Here is a 16,567-nt window from a genome sequence, read left to right on the forward strand (position 1 = left end):
ATTTATAGAAAGGTGATGAAAAGTGAAAAATGTGTTAGTAATTTCATCAATACCATATTCTAATTCAAATCGAGGAATTGATATCTTGTGTTCCGCCTTTAAACAAAAAGGATATAGCGTAGATCATTATGTATTTCCATCACAAAAGCTTTCTAGTTATCAAGGTGTATCTAGTGAACAAGATGAAGGCATTGTACAAAAATTTGCTAGTAGTAATGTTCTGGGCTATTATGAGAAACTAATGTGGTTTATGCCGAATTTCTTAACAGAGGTTTTTGTTAAATTTAACCAAAGAGCAAATAATATTGATTTTAGTATTTACGATACAATTGTCTTGGAAAGTGGTAAACCGATAATGTTAATTGATTTGATTCCAAATGACAAGGAAATAATATATAGACAATCTGATTCAGTTAAACTGATATTAAGCCATAATAAATATATGTGGGAACTTGAAAAAAGAGTTATGGAAAGAGCTAAACTAATTTTTATAGTAAGAGAAATATTTAGAGACTATATTGATAAAAAGTATTGGCATAAAACCAAAACCATAGTGAACGGATATAGAGTTCAAGAAGAGGAAAATCAATTAGAAGAAAATAATATATTTAATGAGGGCTCAATAAATGCTGTATACCTAGGGTATACTCCGTTAGATTATGCTACGTTACGTTTCATATGTGAGGAACATCCAAATATTAATTATCATATTATAGGAAATTGTTTACCTGCTAAAGAGGTTGCTAGCTTGGAGAAGTATTCTAATTTTAAATACTACGGTGTACTTTCTTCTAATCAATATTTGCCATATATAAAAAATGCAGATTTTGCTATTATTCCATATAAAAAATGGAGAGCAACTAGGTATATTGGTTTAAATAGTAAATACTTACTGTTTATGAAATATGGGTTACCCATAATTTCTTATAAAGTAGGAGCTGTTGAGGAATTTAACGACATTCCGGTTATGTTTTGTGACAATAAGAATGAGTTTTCTAAATCAATTAGTGAATTAATTGATAAAGGATTTCATGTAGATTACAATATCGATTTTGATTTTTATTCAAAGCAAGGACGAATAAAAGAATATTTTAGTTATATATAAAACGAATTACTGTGTTAAATAAAAGGATAGGAGATTGCATAAATGAAAGTGATAACAATAATTGGAGCACGTCCTCAGTTTATTAAGGCTGCACCGTTTTCCGAGGTGTTTAGGAAGGAAAATCATGAGATTTTAGTTCACACCGGACAACATTATGACACAAATATGTCTGATGTTTTCTTTGATGAACTTGGAATCCCCAAACCTAAATATAATTTGCTTGTTGGATCTGGTAGCCACGGACAACAAACGGGACGTATGCTTGAAAAAATTGAAGAGCTAATCTTACAAGAAAATCCTGAGGGAGTACTTGTTTATGGTGATACAAACTCTACTTTAGCTGGAGCATTGGCTGCAAGTAAGTTACATATTCCAGTATTTCACGTGGAGGCAGGATTACGAAGCTATAATAAACTGATGCCGGAAGAACAAAACAGAGTATTAACAGATCACATTTCAGATTTATTACTTTGTCCAACCCAAACTGCTATGGAGAATTTAAAAAAAGAGGGAATAACAACTGGCGTAATAAATACGGGAGATATTATGTATGATGTTGTTCTTAGAAATATAGAAATATCAAAAAAACTCTACTCTAACGGTTCATGGAAGAAAGAATTAATGGTTCAAGATGTTAAAATAAGCAATCTAAATGAAAAAGAATATTACCTTGCTACAATTCATCGTGCAGAAAATACAAACGATTATAACAAGTTGAAAAAGATTTTCTCTGCATTTGAAAAAATGGACAAGCCAGTTTTAATGCCACTTCATCCAAGAACCCACAAGTTGATTAATGAACTTAACATAAAGGTGGATAATGTAATAATTATTAAACCAGTTGGTTATCTAATGATGCTTTATTTGACAGCAAATGCATACATGGTTGTAACGGATTCAGGTGGGCTACAAAAAGAAGCATATTTTCTCAGGACTCCATGTACAACACTTAGAGATCGTACAGAATGGATCGAAACTTTGGAAAATGGATGGAATAAATTAAGTCCGATCGATGTTAATACAATTTTAAACACAGTTACGAGGGAGTTAGACTGTCTGAATTATCCGCAACCTCCTGTATTTGGTGATGGGAATGCTGCAAAACATATATGTAAAGCTATATTAGAAGGAGGAAAATTATAGTGATTACTGTTACTCTAACAAGTAATCTTAATAAAAAAGAAAAGCAATTAAATAACACTACAACACTTGATGTTGTGGAATCTTTTGCTGTTGAAAACTTAGATGTTGATAGGTTTTTTGATGTTATACATTCAATAATAGAGAAAGATTAGATAGGAACAAGTAAAGTTTATGAAATCATCAGATAGAGATAATAATAAATTTCAAAGAAAAGCTTTACTATTAAGTGTTGGCAATGCAATTAATGCTATTGTTGCTATTATTTCCTTAATGGTAATAACTAGATATCTTTCAGTTAATGATTATGCAACATACAAACAGACTTTTTTAGCCTTTAATTTCATACTGCCAATTTTATCATTAGGTTTAACAGAGGGGTTATATTATTTTTTACCCACAGAAAAAAAGCGATTTTCTGGCCGAGTCATGGATTGTTTTGTGATCTACTTATTTATTGGTTTAATTTTTTCCTTTTTTATACTATTTGGCGGGAATGAATTTATTGCACAAAGGTTCAATAACAATGAAGTTGCTGATTTGATGTTATGGCTAATACCTTATTCATTAGTAGTATTATTAATTAATTGTTCAAGTGTAATTTTTAATATCCAAAATAGAATGAGAGTATTTATCGTAGCTAATTTAATTACTGGACTTTTCATAACTCTTACATTGATATTAGTTGTTATTCTAATGCCTACTGCAGAATCAGCAGTAGTTGTAGTATCATTAACAAAATTTGTACAAGGATTAATTTTTATTTATTTAACTATTAAAGTATTACCAAATGATGATTGGAAACCGAAGATCTCAACCATTAAGCAAATTTTATACTTCTCATTTCCGGTAGGTCTGACTAACATGATGGGAACCATTACATCACAAATGGATGGTTTATTTGTTTCTGTCATGACGTCGCCGGAAATATATGCTGTATATTCAATTGGAGCTGTTGAAGTACCTATAATAGGGATAATCTTAGGATCTATATCAGCTGCTATGATTCCTGAAATTAGAAAACTAATTGAAGAGCGACATTTGGATGAAAGTTCAAAATTATTTATATTAGCAACAAAAAAAGTTGCGAGTATTACATTGCCAATAATGTGTTTCTTATTACTATGGAGTAAGGAATTCATTGAGGTTATGTATTCAAATGAATATTTAGACTCTGCTCCAATTTTCCAAGTATACCTGTTATACTTTTTGATCAGAATTTCTTTTACGGGTCCGGTGTTTGTATCACTGGGTCTCAATAAGTTTTTATTATTAAAAACATTGATATCATTACTATTAAATGTTGTTCTTACTTATATATTTATTAGTCATATTGGAGCTATCGGAGCGGCAATTGGTACCATTTTATCATCAATAATTGTAACAGCCTTCTTAGTATTTCCTAAATTAAGTAAAGAGTTTTCTGTTCCAGCTTGGCAACTTTATCCTTTTAAATCTGTAGTGAAGTTAATATTTATTGGCCTTTTATCAGCAACTACAGTCCGCATAAGTGTAGATTATATTTTTGTTAGAACCAGTGCGATTGTGTTACTCATAATCTCAATAATAATTTATATGTTTATGTATCTATTAATAAGTTATAAATTCAATAACTCTGAATATAAGTGGTTTTTTAAAAATATTAAATCTGGATATCAAAAGATGAAAATTAAATCATAACTTTTATTAAAGGATGGAGTTCAATATGGATCAGAAGACACTAAGATTATTAGAAACCGCTGGGGAGTTCGCTAGAAATCATTTGGATAATAAAGGCGAATTACCAAAGGGGAAGAATGGACCACATAATCATAACATGACAGAAGCGAGAAATGCTGGGCATTATTCCATTTTATTCGCTTTTTTATACCATGTTACAGGTGAAAAAAAATGGGAAGGCTCAGCTCGTTTAGCTATAAACAAGCTTATTAACCTTAGACCTTTAGGAGGAAGTGTTTGGCATAGAACAGAACATTATAAATCGAGTTACAATGGATTAATTGGTCAAGCATGGAGTTTGGAATCATTGTTATATTGTGGAAAAGCATTAGAAGACTCAACTTATTGGAAAGAAGCAGTAAATATTATAGATCAACATATATTTAATTCGGATTATGGCCTATGGCATGAATTAGACTTGGATGGATCTGCAAGACAAGTAGGAGCAACTTTAAATCAACAAATATGGTTTATGGCAATGGCTTTAAAATCCGATCCCAATAGTGAAGAAACAAATAAGAACGCTGAAATATTTTTGAATAAGCTTTTCAAAAACATGATAGTTAGAAAAAATGGTCTTTTATATTCTGAAATTTCTGGTATCGGTAATTCAAAATTAAGACGTATAATAAAAAAATATACAATGCTTGTACGTGGTAGAAATAGAATACAAATAGATGCAGGGTATCACTTATTTACACTAGTCGGACTAGCTATGATTTATCAAGTTATACCCAATAATTCATATTTTTCTTCTCCACTTTTTAAAAAGATACTGCACTACGCTTTTTCAAACGATTATTTTAAACTATTGAAAGAGTCAAATTTTGCCTTCCCATATAATGTACCAGGGTTTGAAATGCCATTTGTATATACCGTCTTTGAGAATAAAATAGATGAGAAGTTAAGAAAAGCTGCAGCTGAACAGTCATTAAATATGTTTCAATATCAACTTGACAATTATTATCAATTATCAAATAACTCAATAAATGCACTTAAAACTAGTGATACCGAAACTTTATTAGCCAGGTTGTACGAAGTGTACAGAATTGATAAAAGGTTTTTTGGAGGTTGTGATGAATAGAATACTTTACATTGGTATACATCATAGGAAAAATGATCCTAGATTATTTTATAGGGAAATTCGTTTAATAAAAAATAAATTCCCCAAAAGCGATATCTATATAATTACGAGGCGTTCAGTAAATAATAGTAGTAAACCGGTAATTCATTTTTCAGAAGAATTAACTGTCGATAATAATATAGTAAATCATATAGAGATACAGTATGATAACTTACAGAATATGGGTATATTAGCAAAACTTAAGCATAAGATGAAAACCGGGATGTACTATCTAAGAATATGCAAAGAATTAAACGCCGATGTTATACAAGCTTCAGATGCAAGAGAGTTGTTAAGTTCGTTAATTATTGCGAAAGTATCAGGTGCTAAAACAATTTATGATTCTCATGAGGATTATGTACGGCAAATATTAGATTACCAAAAGAAATCAGTTAAAACTTATTTACTTGCGTTAAAATTATTTTTATATGAATTTCTATTTATTAGGTTTTACGATATTGTGTTCTGTACGGATGAATTTTTACTTGATAAGTACAAAAAAATGCAATACTCTGCTAAAAGCGTTAATATTTTAAGGAATTTTCCTTATATAGAAGACAAACATAAAAAAAAATTCCAGGATAAGGATACCTTAAAACTAGTATATATAGGGGGCGTAAATGAACATAGAGGGGTCATTGAATGTGCTAACTATGTTGAAAAATTCAATGAAAATCATATTGAAAAAAAGCTTATTTTTGATGTCTTTTCACCTCCTAATGAAATAACTGAAGAACTTGTAAAGAAAGGATTTATAAATCACACCTCCTGGATTGATTATAAAGATTTGATGGAATTATTAAAATCATATGATGTAGGGGTTTGTCTCTGGCATCCTATTAAAAAGTTTTATAGAAATCTACCCCTAAAGAATTTTGATTACATGGGTAGTGGATTACCAATTATAACGAGTAATTTTGGGAATTTAAAAAGGCATATGGACAAATCAGATGCCGGTATTTGCATAGATCCATTAAATTATTCGGATTTTGAGAATGCAATTATAAAATTATTTGATCCACAAAATAGGGAGAAGTATTCTGAAAATGGTATTTACTACTCAAAGTCAGAAGCATCCTTTCAAAATGAAGGAAAGAGGTATGCAGAATTTATCGAAAAACGGCTCGAAAATTAGTGGGAATATATCTTTTTTGATAATTCACTTTAATTTTCACTACAGATTGGGTTCTTACGGAGAAAACTATCTGGCCAACGACTTTAGAAATTAAGAAAGGTAACATTCAAATAAAATAACTTTAGTAGAAATAGGATATGTAGGCTTATCAAATGCAATTATATTAGCTAACATAATGAAGTAGCACTTGATATTATTAAAAGTAGATATGCTTAATAGTAAAAGGTCTCTATTGTTGATAATGAGATTGAAGAGTTTTTGACGACAAAAGATTAAACTTAACAGCCACCACGGATAATTATAAAGCATCTAAAAATGCTGAATTAATATGTAATTATTTTGATACCGACAAATTGTAATCTAAAAAAAACTACTTTAATACTAGAACAGTTTGAGCTGGTATTGCTACTGTGTATTAATTAACTCAAAGGCTGATATGGTTATCAAATCAACGATGCCAGTTGAATATACAAAAAAGATTAGAGAGAAATTAGAAACAAGCAATATAATATTTTCACCAGAGTTTTTAAGAGAAGGAAGAGAATTATATTATAATTTATATACTTCTCGAATTGTTGTAGGAGAGCAATCTGATAGAGCTAAATTATTTGCTAATACTTATTTAGCAATGAAGAAAAGCATTTTTCAATGAGCTTGATTCATATGAAGAGATAACGGGACTAGATCAAAACAAATTATTAAGGGCGTTGGACTTGAGCCAAGAACAGGTAATTATTATAATAATCCCTCATTTGGCTATTGAGGCTATTGTCTACCTACAGACATTAAGCAACTATTAGCTAATTATAAAGATGTACTAACAACATAATTGCAGCAATTGTAGATGCTAATAGAACCAGAAAAGATCATATTGTGGAAATGATAATTAAAGAAATACCCAAATTATAGGGATATATAGGCTTACTATGAAAATGAATTCTGACAAGACTGCATAAAATCTTTAGGAGGATAGAAAATGGAGTTAATTTTATTATCTGGTGGATCTGGTAAACGTCTTTGGCCATTATCTAATGATTCAAGATCAAAGCAGTTCTTAAGAGTTTTAGATAATAATGGAGATTTAGAATCAATGGTTCAAAGAGTGTGGGGACAACTTGAAAAATTACAGTTAAACAAATCCACGGTGATAGCAACTAGTAAGTCACAAGTAGATATGATTCATAGTCAACTAGGAAGTCAAATACCATTAATTATCGAACCAGATCGTCGGGATACATTTCCTGCTATCGCTTTAGCAGCTACTTATCTTTATTCTGTAAAGAGAAGTAGTTTAAAAGAAGTAGTTGGGGTATTACCAGTAGACCCTTATGTAGATATAAGCTTTTTTGAGAGAATTTCTGATTTAGAGACAGCATTGAGTAAATCTGAGGGCGATCTAGCATTGATGGGAGTTAAACCTACATTTCCTTCAGAAAAGTATGGATATATAGTTCCGTTACAAAATAATAAAAATGATTATCTTCAAGTAAGTCATTTTAAAGAAAAGCCTTCAGAAGTAGAAGCAAAAGATTTAATGAATCAGAATGCTCTATGGAATTGTGGTGTGTTTGCTTTTAAACTTGAATATATAATCTCCTTATTAGAGGCTAAAGGCTTACCAATTCAATATGAAGAGTTGGTGAGACAATATCAAAATCTTGAAAAAATCAGCTTTGATTATGAAGTAGTTGAGAAAGCAGAAAAAATTGTTGCTCTTCCATACAGTGGAAGTTGGAAGGACCTTGGCACATGGAATACGTTAACAGAAGAAATGGGTACAAACCAAATTGGAAAAGGTACTATCAGTGATGATTCCATTAATACTTATTTAATAAATGAGTTAGATATTCCAGTCACTGTTTTAGGAATAAAGGATGCAGTTGTTGCAGCAAGCCCAGATGGAATATTGGTAACTGATAAGGTTGCGAGTCCAAGAATTAAAGAAGTTTTAAAAGGTTCTGATTTTGAACAACGTCCAATGTATGAAGAACGCCGCTGGGGTTGGTATAGAGTTCTTGACTATACAAAATTTGAAGAAGAAAATGAAGTTCTTACAAAGAGAATTGGTGTTAAAGCTGGAAAGAATTTAAGCTATCAAAAACATTATGCAAGAAATGAGGTTTGGACAATCATTAATGGCGAAGGTGAATTTGCTTTAAATGATGAAATCCGTACAGTAAGACCAGGTGATGTATTAGTAATTCCAGTTGAAGCAAAACATGGAATAAAAGCTACTACAGACTTAGAATTTATTGAAGTGCAAACAGGTTCACAAATTATTGAAGAAGATATAGTTAGTATATTTATGACATGGGAAGAAGTAGAAGAACATTGTAAGTCTGTAGTAAAATAATTGTAACCCTTTATTTAGTTTATAACACTCGCTGAGTATACCCTTGGCGGGTGTGTTTTTCTGTTGAAATAACGGTCAAATGATGTCATATTTTAGCTTGAAATTAAGTCTAACAAATTTGTACATTGAAACCGGAAGTAAGTTGTTAATTTTTATCTTATAGTATATGTTAATAGACTTATAACTTTAAGCTTCTTTATGTATATAAAGGAGACCGTTATACGGAGACAAACATACCTAGTATGTTTGATTAAAAGGAGGAAAAAACATTATGAATACTGTTACATTAACTACTAATTTAAAGGAAAAACTATTAAATAAAACAGCAACACTAGGAGTCATAGGGTTAGGTTATGTAGGTCTTCCGTTAGCTGTTGAAAAAGCAAAAGCAGGATATAAAACTATTGGATTTGATGTTCAAGATTCTAAAGTGAAAATGGTTAATGAGGGGAAAAACTATATTGGTGATGTAATTAATGAAGATCTTGAGTCTCTTGTCAATTCAGGGAACCTATTAGCTACTACAGATTTTGCAAAAGTAGCACAAGCAGACTGTGTAAGTATATGTGTTCCAACTCCTTTAGATAGGTATCAGCAACCTGATATAAGTTATGTTAAAGCATCAGCAGAGAGTATTGTACCATACATGCATAAGGACATGTTAATAGTGTTAGAATCAACAACTTATCCTGGAACAACTGAAGAACTTTTAAAGCCGATACTTGAGGAATCTGGATTGAAGTGTGGCGAAGACTTCTTCCTTGCTTATTCTCCGGAACGTGTAGACCCTGGAAACTTGACTTTTAAAACGAAAAATACACCTAAAGTAGTGGGGGGAATTACGCCAGAATGTACTGATGTTGCAGCCGCATTATATGAGAGTATTTTAGAAGCACCTATCCATCGGGTTTCTTCACCAGCAGTTGCAGAGATGGAAAAGATTCTTGAAAACATATATAGAAATATTAATATTGGCTTAGTGAATGAACTTGCAATTCTTAGTGAAAAAATGGGGATTAACTTTTGGGAAGTTGTAGACGCTGCAAAAACAAAGCCGTATGGATTCCAAGCATTTTACCCTGGGCCAGGACTTGGAGGGCATTGCATCCCACTAGATCCATACTATCTTTCTTGGAAGGCACGTGAATATGGCTTTCATACCTCAATGATTGAATCCTCTATGATGGTAAATGACCGGATGCCTGAATATTGCGTAGAGAGAGCTAGCAAAATCTTAAATAAATATAAGAAAGCTATGAACGGATCTAAAGTCCTTGTACTTGGTGTAGCTTACAAGAAAGATATTGATGACTATAGAGAGAGTGCTGCTCTTAGGGTAATTGATGAATTAGAAAAAGAAGGCGCAGATGTTGTATACTTTGACCCTTTTATATCAGAATATAATGATCATGGAAAAGTGAAAAAAGGTGAAACAGAATTGACAGTTGAGCTTATGGAAAACGCAGACCTTGTTATGATAACAGCAGACCATACAAAGGTTGATTATGATCTTGTACAACAGCACTCAAAAGCTATTTTCGATACAAAAAATGCAATGAAAGATATAACGAATAGAGAAAACATTGAGTTGCTATAGGAAAGTGTCTAAGTGACCTTTGCTTTAATTAGATATAAGGATAGATAAGGAGCATTCAAATGCAGTATTTTGTACATGAAAGTAGTTACATTGATAATAAAGTAAAAGTAGGAGAAGGAACGAAAATTTGGCATTTTAGTCATATCCATTCTGGTACAGAAATTGGAGAAAAATGTTCCATAGGACAGAATGTTAATGTGGCTAACAACGTTAAAATTGGAAATGGAGTAAAGATTCAAAATAACGTTTCTGTTTATGAGGGTGTAGAGTTAGAAGACTATGTGTTCTGTGGTCCATCAATGGTATTTACTAATGATTTAACTCCGAGAAGTAAGTATCCTAAAGGTAGTGTTGCATATAAAAGAACATTAGTTAAATATGGCGCTTCTATAGGAGCAAACGCAACTATTGTATGTGGAAATACCATCGGTTCCTGGGCAATGATTGCTTCTGGTGCCGTTGTAACAAAAGATGTTCCAGATTATGCATTAATGGCTGGAGTTCCGGCAAAACAAATTGGTTGGGTTTGTGAATGTGGTCTTCCTTTAAAGGAAGGTTATCATTGTAAAGAATGTGATAGGTCTTATGAATTAAAAGAACATATTTTAACTGAAATTAAATAAGAGGAAAGAGGTTAACTATGCAGTTTCGGGACTTGAAAACTCAATATACTCAGTACAAATCAGCTATTGATGATGCTATTCAAAATGTGTTAAACACAGGCCAATATATAGGTGGCAAACCAATAAATGAACTTGAAAAAGAGTTAGCTGAATACGTAGGTGTAAAGCACTGTATTACATGTGCTAATGGAACAGATGCTTTGTCGTTGGTCTTAATGGCTTGGGATGTAAAAGAGAATGACGCTGTTTTTGTGCCTGATTTCACATTCTTCTCAACAGGAGAAGTAGTTTCATTTAACGGAGCAACACCTGTTTTTGTAGATGTGGATGAAAAGACTTTTAATATTGATCCTGATAAGCTTACACAATCAATTGAAAAAGTAAAAAAAGAAGGAAAATTAAATCCTAAAGTAGTTATACCAGTTGATCTGTTTGGACTCCCGGCTAATTATGATGAGTTAGAGAAGGTTGCTAAACAGCATGACTTGCTTGTATTAGAAGATGGTGCACAAGGATTTGGTGGAAATATTAATGATAAGATGGCCTGCAGTTTCGGTGACGCTGCAACTACGTCTTTTTTTCCAGCTAAGCCTTTAGGATGTTATGGAGACGGTGGGGCAATCTTCACGGATTGTGATGAAACAGCTGAACTGCTTCGTTCCTATAAAGTGCATGGAAAAGGTGGAAATAAATATGACAATGTAAGGATTGGTGTTAACTCAAGACTAGACACCATACAAGCGGCCATCTTGCAAGTGAAATTACATGCATTTAAAGAACATGAGCTTGATGGAGTAAATAGAGCATATCAACTTTATAGTGAAAAGTTGCAAAGTGTTGTAGAAACGCCTTATATTCCAGAGGGTTATTATTCAAGCTTGGCTCAATATACAATTAAACTCGATTCAAAAGAACAGCGGGATGCTTTACAAGTTAAGCTAAAAGAAAATGATATTCCAAGTATGATTTACTATACTAAACCAATGCATCTTCAACTGGCATTCGCAGATTTACCATTTGATGAGGAAGATTTTGCTGTTACAAACAAGCTTTGTGATACTGTGCTTTCACTCCCTATGCATCCATATTTAAAGGAGGAAGAAATTACAAAAGTATGTGATGTAATACAAGAATTTATGAATACTTAAAATCTCAATATATGAAAAGGGAAGAGGTTTCGTTATGAATTTTGCAATTGTCGGATGTGGCTTTATAGCAAAAAAGCATGCAGCAGCAATTGAAAAAATTGAAGCTGCAAGGCTCGTTGCAGTCTGTGATAAAGTTCCAGCTACAATGGAATTTTACAAAGAAGAATATGATGCAGAACCTTATACTGAATTACAACAAATGCTAGGAAAAGAGGACATTGATATAGTTTGTATTTGTACTCCAAGTGGTTTCCATGCTTCAATTGCTGTTCAAATAGCGGAAGCCAAAAAGCATATTATTGTAGAAAAACCAATTGCGATGACAATCAAAGATACCGATAAAATTATAGATGCGTGTAATTTAAATAATGTGAAATTAGCGGTGGTTCATCCGAACCGTTTTAGACCGGTTGTTCAAGACTTGAGAAAAATTATGGACCAGGGCTTATTAGGGGAAATCAGCCACGCAAGCTGTATAGTGAATTGGAACAGAAATCAGGAATATTATGACCAAGCTCCTTGGAGAGGAACAAAACAGCATGATGGTGGAGTTCTAATGAATCAAGCAATTCACAATCTTGATTTATTGTTATGGTTTATGGGAACTCCTGAACATGTGTTTAGTATGGAAGCAACAAGATTTAGGGAAATAGAAGCTGAAGATGTGTCTGTCGGAACAATTAAATTTGATTCAGGGGCACTTGGAACAGTAGAAGCTTCAACTACTGTTTATCTTAAAAATTATGAAGAGTCTATCACATTATTCGGTGAAAAAGGTACCGTGAAAATCGGTGGTACAAACGCACTATATTTCGAACATCTTGATATTAAAGATATGTCAGAAAACGAAATAAATGATTTGAAAGTAAGTATTAAGGCAGATCCATGGGGAACTCCAGGTCATCAGTGGATTATTGATGACATGATTAATGCTATTAATGAAAATCGAGAGCCGGCTGTTACTGGTGAAGACGGTAAGAAGGCTCTAAAACTAGTGTTATCCTTCTATGAATCTGCGAAGCTAAATCAACCTGTGCAATTTTAATAGAAGTGTGATAGATACATCAAAAGAATATGCACCTATAAGAATTACGGACCTGATAAAAAATAGCAGACATAGATAATATCTTTATTCATTCTTTACTGTGTTAGAACCTAAGTAGATTTATATGTTAATGAAGTGGGGGTGGGAAAAGCATAAGACAATAAATATTAATGGTGGAGCGGGATACATTGGTTCACATATCCAGCAATCTTAATCGCCTGATTAGAAAAAAATAAAAATATTTTGGGTGGAAAATACAGTTTGATTCATTTAAGGAATTCTGGATTGATGAAAGGACTACTGTTTTGCTGCATGAAGAGTCAAACAGTAGTCTTTTTTGTGTTTATTTGACAGAATCTGTTTTCTCCATTACGATAGAAATTAAAAGAACATTTGTTCGTTATGTATCTGAAGGTGACGCAATGGCGGTTTTTGTGCAAAGAATGGATTAAAAGGCTTTGAAGGCTATCCGGTTTACACGACAGAGTAAAATCCCTTTCACTGACGGATAGAACCACCCAGCGACAATGAACCAACAAGCGCGGTATCTTTCGGAATATTCTTTTTCAAAACCGCTAACTTCGCAGCATCGCCACGGCCATCGTGACATCAAACAACGGGCCGCTCTTCCGCCCCCTCCGCAGGTGATAAATAAACAATCTCCTTTTGATCGGAAAGTCACAATCGAACCCTTTCAACACGGCCAGCACCCGTTCCTTCGATTCCTTCACAGCAACACAGGGCAATCATTAGGAACAAACAGCCGCTTGATTCCAAGCTGCTTTGCTGCGTCTAATATACCCTATCAAGTTTCTCGACCTCCACCATCTATGAAAACAAAAATTTACTCACATTATCTGCCTGGAACAAACAAGAGTTCGCTGGGAATTTCCGCTGCCAGCGGGCATAATTGTTGATGGTTGGAACGCCCGGCTGTGAAAAAAATGTTCGCCGAGAGTTTTCCGTCCATAACCCGCCGTTTCCCGCGATTTCCCAGCTTGAAAACTTCAGTTTATATGAACTTGCTGATGCTGATTTGCCTTACATCCAGCAGTAGCAGTTTGAACAGCCCAATCACCCAACGAGATGGCTTAAACCTTATTCTAAAGTTTATTTATGTTTCTTTATCTTCGCTATTTTACTTAATTCATCAGTTTTCTTAGCATACTTCTCATTGGTGTGCCCTTTGAACGCCCGTCATATTCGGTATCTCTCACATCAAAACGTGCAATTAAACTAGATTAAGCCAATCCTTTTTTCTAGGGTTTTGTTAAGTCCTTAAGAATCAGACAGGGTTTCGGGGAATGCCGTTGCCGCTTCATAGACTTTTTTACTTACTCTTTCATGTGGTGAAGAGAAGCAATAAACTAAAGATGAAGTAAGCTGATAAAAACGTTATAGAATTTCTATAAATGTAGAAAGCAAGAATTAAAGAACGGTGATAAAATATATACAATGAAATTATAAATAGTTCTAAGATAAGTCTTATAATGAAATTCCTGAGTGGTTTAAGGAGAAAAGTATTTAAGTATTGGAACCCCATGTGTTCCTAGCGAAGACTAGAAAAACATATAAATAAGGATAAAAATCATAAGCTTTTGGAATTAAGGAAAGGAGAACCCACATGAAAAGAATAAAACTCAGCTTACTCAACCAAATCATTATCGCCTTTATAACAGCGGTAATATTTGGTGTCTTGTTTAAAAATTACACACATCTTGTTCAGCCATTAGGTGACTTGTTTCTTAGGTTGATTAAATTCATTATTGTTCCATTAATTTTGTCCACTTTAATCGTTGGGGTCGCTAACTCTGGAAATATCAAGAACTTGGGAAGGTTAGGTAGTAAAGCGATTATCTATTACCTATCGACAACATTCCTGGCTGTTTCGATTGGTCTGTTTTTTGCCTTTGTCATAAGGCCGGGTTCAAATTTGGATAAAGCAGTAAGTCCTGATGCATCGGTAGAACCTAAGGATACTGAAGGAATTGTATCGATTTTATTGAATATTATTCCGACGAATCCATTTGAGTCACTGGTTAATGGTTCTGTGCTGCAAATCATCTTTTTCGCTTTATTTATAGGTGTAGCGATCACGACTATAGGAGACAAAGGGAAACCGGTATATGATTTCTTTGAATCGTTAGCTCAAATTATGTATAAAATAACGGGAATCGTCATGAAAGTAGCTCCTATCGGGGTGTTTGGTTTGATTGCTCCTGTAGTTGGAAATCATGGACTTTCTATTTTAGCCCCTCTCTTAAAAATAATTGTAACGATGGCAATAGCTTCTGTTTTACATGTTTTAATTGTGTATTCAATATCAGTGAAAACATTTGCAAATATGAGCCCTATCAAATTTTTCAAAGGAATTTCAGAAGCTGCAATGGTGGCATTCAGTACCTGCAGCAGTGCAGGAACGCTTCCGGTGACAATTAAAAATACACAGGAAAACTTAGGTGTGTCCCGTACGACAAGTAGTTTTGTTTTACCATTGGGTGCTACGATAAACATGGATGGCGCAGCGATCTATCAAGGTATCGCTGTTGTATTTGTAGCTCAATTTTATGGGATCGAATTAGCTTTTACCGATCTCCTTATTGTGGTCATTACAGCCACCCTTGCTTCAATCGGTTCTGCCGGGGTACCAGGAGCCGGACTTGTTATGCTGACAATGGTCCTTGCTTCTGTAAACTTACCCCTGGAAGGAATTGCTCTCGTAGCGGCAATCGACCGAATTCTGGACATGTTCCGCACAACAGTGAATGTTATTGGTGACGCTAGTGCATGTGTTGTAATCGATTCGAAGGAAAAAGAAGAGACTGTTGAATCTACCGTGCTTTCTAGTTAACCTTTTTAACCGAAAGAATTATAGTTACCAGCATAAGAATGGAAGTGTTTAATCGTCTATCCACAATTAAATGGATAGAAGAAAATTGAACAACTTCGGCTGAATAGTTTTTATGAGAGACGGATTCAATTTTACTTTGAATCCGTCTCTCTTTGTAATAAACGCTTTTTTCTTATTGTCTGCCATGCAACTACCCTTCCTCATTTTTATACGGTTTCCATTCTCCTCATCTATAACATCTATAGGATTGCCTGAACTTTGTGTTGCGAAGCATTTCGATATGGCCCCCCACAACTAATCCGTGAATGCTCGTAGCCTTCACCTAAACACCTCCGGTAATCCCCGTTATAAGTAATAATTACTGCTTTTTTGGACACTTCTTTCCCTAAGTGGCAAACGGATTAGAAATAATCACCATTTTTCTTAATTTTACTTGGTTTGGTCCGATAATACTTAGAGAAGGTGATGATCCCCCAAGTAATAAGGAGGGAAAACAGAGAGAATGAAGGAAAAGATCGGTTTGATTTTCTGGACTAAGAATCACTTGTTGGTAACGATAAAGGATCAATAATGCAAGAATTATATCAGTACTATGTTGCTAAATAATCTTAATTTTTTACAAAAAAAGATAATTTATACAACATATCAATATCAATATATAGTAAAATAGTAATAGTTATTTTCCTTGTGACCCTATTTTCATGGGTGAATAGGCTGTAGTAGTAGTT

At 33.4% G+C, this 16,567-nt stretch carries 14 protein-coding genes and 1 pseudogene; 14 read left to right on the forward strand and 1 reads right to left on the reverse strand.

Annotated elements, in window-relative coordinates:
* The first annotated feature begins 22 nt into the window (after window positions 1–22).
* The 12 genes and pseudogenes from A4U59_RS20020 to A4U59_RS20065 all read left to right on the forward strand — a co-directional run bounded on the left by A4U59_RS20020 (window position 23) and on the right by A4U59_RS20065 (window position 12,988).
* The gene (locus tag A4U59_RS20020; protein WP_157888235.1) at window positions 23–1,105 is read left to right on the forward strand and encodes a GumK N-terminal domain-containing glycosyltransferase; all 1,083 of its coding nucleotides are present in this window, start codon (window positions 23–25) and stop codon (window positions 1,103–1,105) included.
* Between the two features lie 42 nt (window positions 1,106–1,147).
* Complete coding sequence (wecB, locus tag A4U59_RS20025; RefSeq protein ID WP_066175328.1) at window positions 1,148–2,248, forward strand: non-hydrolyzing UDP-N-acetylglucosamine 2-epimerase; 1,101 nt, start codon at window positions 1,148–1,150, stop codon at window positions 2,246–2,248.
* The gene (locus A4U59_RS21525; RefSeq protein ID WP_157888236.1) at window positions 2,248–2,400 is read left to right on the forward strand and encodes a hypothetical protein; all 153 of its coding nucleotides are present in this window, start codon (window positions 2,248–2,250) and stop codon (window positions 2,398–2,400) included. Before wecB ends, A4U59_RS21525 begins: the two co-directional genes overlap by 1 nt.
* A gap of 19 nt (window positions 2,401–2,419) precedes the next feature.
* Entirely contained in the window at window positions 2,420–3,925 is a 1,506-nt protein-coding gene (locus A4U59_RS20030; protein ID WP_066175330.1) for an oligosaccharide flippase family protein, read from the forward strand.
* 25 nt (window positions 3,926–3,950) lie between these two features.
* A complete protein-coding gene (locus tag A4U59_RS20035; protein ID WP_066175332.1) occupies window positions 3,951–5,048 on the forward strand; it encodes a glycoside hydrolase family protein in 1,098 nt (365 codons plus the stop codon).
* Window positions 5,041–6,222: a glycosyltransferase gene (locus A4U59_RS20040; protein WP_066175333.1), complete on the forward strand. Its 1,182-nt coding sequence runs from the start codon at window positions 5,041–5,043 to the stop codon at window positions 6,220–6,222. Before A4U59_RS20035 ends, A4U59_RS20040 begins: the two co-directional genes overlap by 8 nt.
* 115 nt (window positions 6,223–6,337) lie before the next feature.
* A pseudogene (locus tag A4U59_RS22090) lies at window positions 6,338–7,166 on the forward strand (UDP-glucose 6-dehydrogenase family protein); the annotation flags it as partial.
* A gap of 32 nt (window positions 7,167–7,198) precedes the next feature.
* A complete protein-coding gene (locus tag A4U59_RS20045; protein WP_066175334.1) occupies window positions 7,199–8,575 on the forward strand; it encodes a sugar phosphate nucleotidyltransferase in 1,377 nt (458 codons plus the stop codon).
* A 271-nt stretch (window positions 8,576–8,846) separates the two neighbouring features.
* Window positions 8,847–10,172 carry a nucleotide sugar dehydrogenase gene (locus A4U59_RS20050; protein ID WP_066175336.1) on the forward strand — a complete coding sequence of 442 codons (1,326 nt, stop codon included), beginning with the start codon at window positions 8,847–8,849 and terminating at the stop codon, window positions 10,170–10,172.
* A gap of 59 nt (window positions 10,173–10,231) precedes the next feature.
* Entirely contained in the window at window positions 10,232–10,795 is a 564-nt protein-coding gene (locus tag A4U59_RS20055) for an N-acetyltransferase (protein WP_066175338.1), read from the forward strand.
* Between the two features lie 17 nt (window positions 10,796–10,812).
* Window positions 10,813–11,943: a DegT/DnrJ/EryC1/StrS family aminotransferase gene (locus A4U59_RS20060; protein WP_066175340.1), complete on the forward strand. Its 1,131-nt coding sequence runs from the start codon at window positions 10,813–10,815 to the stop codon at window positions 11,941–11,943.
* A gap of 34 nt (window positions 11,944–11,977) precedes the next feature.
* Complete coding sequence (locus tag A4U59_RS20065; RefSeq protein ID WP_066175341.1) at window positions 11,978–12,988, forward strand: Gfo/Idh/MocA family protein; 1,011 nt, start codon at window positions 11,978–11,980, stop codon at window positions 12,986–12,988.
* A gap of 575 nt (window positions 12,989–13,563) precedes the next feature.
* Here A4U59_RS20065 and A4U59_RS21530 read toward each other — a convergent pair.
* Window positions 13,564–13,734, reverse strand: a complete 171-nt coding sequence (locus A4U59_RS21530; RefSeq protein ID WP_211274972.1) for a magnesium chelatase domain-containing protein — start codon at window positions 13,732–13,734, stop codon at window positions 13,564–13,566.
* Between the two features lie 167 nt (window positions 13,735–13,901).
* Between A4U59_RS21530 and A4U59_RS21535 the strand changes: the two genes are divergently transcribed.
* Entirely contained in the window at window positions 13,902–14,045 is a 144-nt protein-coding gene (locus tag A4U59_RS21535) for a hypothetical protein (RefSeq protein WP_157888238.1), read from the forward strand.
* 576 nt (window positions 14,046–14,621) lie between these two features.
* A complete protein-coding gene (locus A4U59_RS20070; protein WP_083270963.1) occupies window positions 14,622–15,839 on the forward strand; it encodes a dicarboxylate/amino acid:cation symporter in 1,218 nt (405 codons plus the stop codon).
* Window positions 15,840–16,567 lie beyond the last annotated feature (728 nt).

It is taken from the genome of Bacillus marinisedimentorum, from assembly GCF_001644195.2.
GTDB classification, from domain to species: Bacteria; Bacillota; Bacilli; order Bacillales; family Bacillaceae_O; genus Bacillus_BL; species Bacillus_BL marinisedimentorum.

Excerpts from the sequence above, each read along its gene's own strand:
- wecB (WP_066175328.1), top strand. The coding sequence starts at position 1,148 with ATGAAAGTGATAACAATAATTGGAGCACGTCCTCAGTTTATTAAGGCT.
- A4U59_RS20030 (WP_066175330.1), top strand. The coding sequence starts at position 2,420 with ATGAAATCATCAGATAGAGATAATAATAAATTTCAAAGAAAAGCTTTA.
- A4U59_RS20035 (WP_066175332.1), top strand. The coding sequence starts at position 3,951 with ATGGATCAGAAGACACTAAGATTATTAGAAACCGCTGGGGAGTTCGCT.
- A4U59_RS20040 (WP_066175333.1), top strand. The coding sequence starts at position 5,041 with ATGAATAGAATACTTTACATTGGTATACATCATAGGAAAAATGATCCT.
- A4U59_RS20045 (WP_066175334.1), top strand. The coding sequence starts at position 7,199 with ATGGAGTTAATTTTATTATCTGGTGGATCTGGTAAACGTCTTTGGCCA.
- A4U59_RS20050 (WP_066175336.1), top strand. The coding sequence starts at position 8,847 with ATGAATACTGTTACATTAACTACTAATTTAAAGGAAAAACTATTAAAT.
- A4U59_RS20055 (WP_066175338.1), top strand. The coding sequence starts at position 10,232 with ATGCAGTATTTTGTACATGAAAGTAGTTACATTGATAATAAAGTAAAA.
- A4U59_RS20060 (WP_066175340.1), top strand. The coding sequence starts at position 10,813 with ATGCAGTTTCGGGACTTGAAAACTCAATATACTCAGTACAAATCAGCT.
- A4U59_RS20065 (WP_066175341.1), top strand. The coding sequence starts at position 11,978 with ATGAATTTTGCAATTGTCGGATGTGGCTTTATAGCAAAAAAGCATGCA.